Origin of the sequence: Bacillus sp. B2-WWTP-C-10-Post-4, assembly GCF_009183805.1 — a bacterium.
In the GTDB taxonomy this organism is placed as follows: domain Bacteria; phylum Bacillota; class Bacilli; order Bacillales; family Bacillaceae_G; genus Bacillus_A; species Bacillus_A cereus.
Window position 1 is genome coordinate 1 of the sequence record NZ_WEII01000198.1, and the last position, 4,287, is coordinate 4,287.

A 4,287-nucleotide genomic window follows, 5' to 3' on the forward strand; every position below is an offset into this window, starting at 1 on the left:
TAACTACATAGTAAGTTGAATTTAAAAAAAAGATGCTATCTTCTAGCATCTTTTTTTCTTTAAGAGGAAATATCATTGATCCTTATATTATTTGAAATTCAAATGCGGGCATATAAATAAGGGAAAAGGAGATAATATTTAACAAATTATAATTGGAAATGGTATTTTAGGTCAGAAATGTTTTTATACTAATTAGGTTATTTGTACTAAATAAGCATAATGTCTCGCTTTTCTGCTCTTTAATCTTATAGTTATTTTTTATTAAGTACATATCGTTTTTTAGAAATCTCAATCCTAGCAGAGTATATAAATTGGGTGATAAAAATGTGGAACATAATTACTTCTTATCTTCCAGATTGGAAAGTCTTTGTACAAGCTTTTATCTTGTTTTTAATTCCGTATACTATCTCAAGATTTTTTCATTGGGTTCGTATGTCAGAGAAAGAGTGGGAAGAATGAGTTGGTGGAAGTCAAGAGACAAACAAGTGAAAAAAAATAATATTCAAAGTAAAACGAAACAAGAGCATAAACCATCTCAAAATGCAATCGTTCATTTCACAAATGATTTTGCCTCTAACTTAGAACTTATAAAGCAACAAATCGGACATAATTCTGATGTTCGCTTTCGGAAGTTTAATATTGGACGCACAGATATTCAGGCTGGGATCGTTTTTGTTGATGGCCTATCAGATAAAGAGATAATTGACAAACATATTATGAAATTACTAATGGATGATTTTTCTGATGAATATAAAAATGAATCTTCTTATGTGGAGGGGACTGTTTCAAAAGAATATATTAAAAATAAAGTTCTTACAATTAGTGAAGTAGCAGAAGTCCATTACATAAAAGATTTAATACCCAAAGTATTGATAGGTTCAACAGCTCTTTTAATTGATGGTTTAGCAGATGTGTTTATTCTTGGTACAACAAAAGCAAATAAACGAAATATTGAAGAACCAGTATCGGAGGCATTAGTCAGAGGGCCACGGGTCGGTTTTACTGAAGTATTGAGTGATAATACCTCACTTTTGCGACGACACTGTGCGGATGAGAACTTATCATTAGTAAAGCTACCAGTAGGAGAACGTGCAAAGAAAGAGTTAGTTGTCGCATTTATTAAAGATCTTGCTAGTACAGAATTGGTGGATGAAATAAAAAACAGAATTCAGAAAATTGACATAGACAGTGTACTCGAATCTGGTTATATAGAGCAACTTATTGAAGATAATTATCTCAGTCCTTTTCCGCAGATTCAAAATACAGAACGACCTGATCGTGTTATTAGTGCTTTAATGGAAGGTCGAGTAGCTATTTTGTTAGATGGAACACCATTTGTTTTAATTGCTCCAGTTACATTTAGTATGCTGCTGCAATCACCAGAAGATTATTATGAAAGGTGGCTTCCTGGTACGCTTCTCCGCTTATTACGCTTCATGACAGCTTTTGTTTCATTATTTGCTCCAGCACTGTATATTTCTTTTATTTCATTTCATCCAGGATTAATTCCCACTAAGCTCGCTATTTCTATTATCGGATCGCGAGAAGGAGTCCCTTTTCCCGCTTTAATAGAAGCGTTAATTATGGAAGTAGCTATCGAAGTTTTGCGAGAAGCAGGTTTACGTCTGCCTAAACCAATTGGACCTGCAATGGGAATTGTGGGCGGTTTAATAATTGGTCAGGCTGCCGTAGAAGCAGGAATTGTTAGTCCAATAATGGTTATCGTTGTTGCGGTAACAGCTATTTCTTCTTTTACTATTCCGCAATATAGTGTAGGAATTACGTTACGCATTCTTCGTTTTGTAGCTATGTTTTGTGCTGCGATATTTGGTTTGTATGGAGTTATTCTCTTCTTTCTTTTACTTTGCAGTCATTTAGTGAAACTGAAAAGTTTTGGCGTTCCTTATACCAGTCCTGCTGTTCCATATCAATTCAGTGACTGGAAAGATTTTATGGTTCGCATGCCATTAAAAATAATGAGACGTCGACCGAAAATAATGCATACCAAAAAAAATATCCGCAAAAGGTAGCTGATGACGAAAGGAAGTGGCCTTCAGTGATTACTAAACTTAAAGACCGAATAACAACTTCACAGGCAGCTGTTATTATTGTAAATTACATACTTGGGACAGGAATTCTCACTCTGCCCAGAGCATCTGTGGAAAAAGTGAAAACACCAGATGTATGGATAAGTGTGATATTAGGTGGAATACTGGCAATGGTTTCAGGAGTAATTATGGTCAAATTAAGTCAGCAGTTTCCAGAAAAAACATTTTACCAATACAGTCAAGATATTGTAGGGAAATGGATAGGCAGATTACTTAGTTTTCTTATTATAGGGTATTTTCTTACAACTTCAGCATTTCAAATTCGTTCAATGGCAGAAGTAATAAGCTTTTTTTTGCTCGAAGGAACCCCCACATGGGCTATTGTTATGCCTTTTATGTGGATAGGTCTCTATTTGATTATGAGTGGTATTAATTCAATTGCACGGATGTTTGAAATAATATTTCCTATTACTGTTTTTATTTTTTTAATCATTTCCTTTATGAGCATCGGAATATTCGAGATAGATAATCTCCGTCCCGTATTAGGTTTGGGAATTAAACCAGTATTAGATGGGATAAAAACAACGTCTCTCGCATATACAGGTCCTGAAATTATGTTAATTCTTTTGGTATTTATGGAACAACGAAATAAAGCAGTAAAAGCTATTTTAGTTGGAATTTCTATTCCGTTAATCTTTTATGTAATAACTGTTGTAATGGTCATTGGTGCATTATCAATTGATGGGGTTGTAACAAGAACATGGCCGACAATTGATCTTATGCGCAGTTTTGAAATTTCTGGATTGATATTTGAACGTTTTGAATCTTTATTGCTTGTAATATGGATTATGCAAATATTTGCTACCTATACGATTAGTTATTATGCAGCTGCATTAGGATTAGCACAACTCTTTAAAAAGAGAATTCATCCGTTTATTTTTGCTTTGATTCCAATCATTTACATCATTGCTATGACTTCGAAAAATATAAATGACTTGCTTAAATTGGGGGATATGCTCGGTAATGCTGCTTTATTTTTATTTGGTTTACTGCCACTGCTTCTTCTTATTATTACGCGATTAAAAGGAGGAGTAGTGTGAAAAATAAATTTAATTATATGCGGTTCTATTTGACTTTGTTATGGACGCTTTTGCTTCTATTTTTAACAGGATGTTGGAGCAGTAAAGAAGTAGAAGAGTTGAGTTTAACTGCAGGTATAGCACTAGATAAAGGGAAGGATTCAACAATTGAGAAAGAGGATGAGGAAGGAGGTTATCCTAAAAGAAATCTTATAACAGCTACTTATCAAATTGTTAGTTCGCAAGCACAAAGTAAAGGAAATGGACAACAAAAACGTTATATAAATGTTTCTGAGACCGGTGATTCCATTCATCAAATTGTTCGTGAGTTTTCATTGAAAAGAGAGAGCACAATGTTCAGCCCACATTTAAAAAACATTGTTATTAGTGATAGTCTTGTACGTACATTCAGTTTAGAACAATTACTTGAACAGTATCTCCGTGACAATGAAGTTCGGCTTAGCTGTATGCTCTTAATTAGCAAGGGTCTAGCGAAGGAGGTACTGGAATCAAACAAAAAAGGAGAAATCCCAGCATTTCGTTTGTCTGGAATTGCAGATAATAGAAATAGAACAACAAGGATTTTACCTCCTGTATCGCTCGCTAAATTGGAAGGAAAGATGCGGTCAGGGTCCAGTTTTCTTTTGCAAAATGTAATCTCGATAAAAGGGGAAACAAAATTTGCAGGAGCTGCTGTAATTAAAGGGAAGACAAAAAAGTTGATGGGCTTTTTAAATGAACAGGAATTGGAAGGAGTAGTATGGATAAATGGAAAAAGGAATGGTGGTGTGGTAAAAACTTTTGATAAAGAATCAAAGAAACTCATTATATACGAAATAAAGTCAATAAAAAGCAAAATCATACCACATGTTAATGGAAATAATATTTCCTTTGATGTAAACATTGAATCAGAAGGACGTTTGTCTGAAAATTGGATGCAATCAGGAAAAAAATTTAAAAATAAATTTTTAAAAAGGGAAGAAAAAGCTATTGAAAAAGAAGTAAAGCACTTAGTACATCATGTTACAAAAAAAATACAAAAAGAATATCAAGTCGATATTGCGGGTTTTGGCAACCAATTAAGAATTAAACACCCGAGAACATGGGAGAAAGTTAAAAAAGATTGGGATCAAACATTTAGTAAAGTACCGATTAAATAT

General features: G+C 33.7%; 3 protein-coding genes. All 3 read left to right on the forward strand.

Annotated elements, in window-relative coordinates:
- The first annotated feature begins 455 nt into the window (after window positions 1–455).
- Window positions 456–2,030: a spore germination protein gene (locus tag GBN78_RS28760; RefSeq protein WP_000119222.1), complete on the forward strand. Its 1,575-nt coding sequence runs from the start codon at window positions 456–458 to the stop codon at window positions 2,028–2,030.
- Window positions 2,031–2,056: 26 nt separating this feature from the next.
- Window positions 2,057–3,148, forward strand: a complete 1,092-nt coding sequence (locus tag GBN78_RS28765; protein WP_152127987.1) for a spore germination protein — start codon at window positions 2,057–2,059, stop codon at window positions 3,146–3,148.
- Window positions 3,145–4,287: Ger(x)C family spore germination protein (locus GBN78_RS28770; protein ID WP_152127988.1), on the forward strand; the 1,143-nt coding region annotated here is incomplete at its 3' end. The genes GBN78_RS28765 and GBN78_RS28770, both read left to right, overlap by 4 nt.

Coding starts and splice junctions, on each gene's coding strand:
- GBN78_RS28760 (WP_000119222.1), top strand. CDS start 456: ATGAGTTGGTGGAAGTCAAGAGACAAACAAGTGAAAAAAAATAATATT.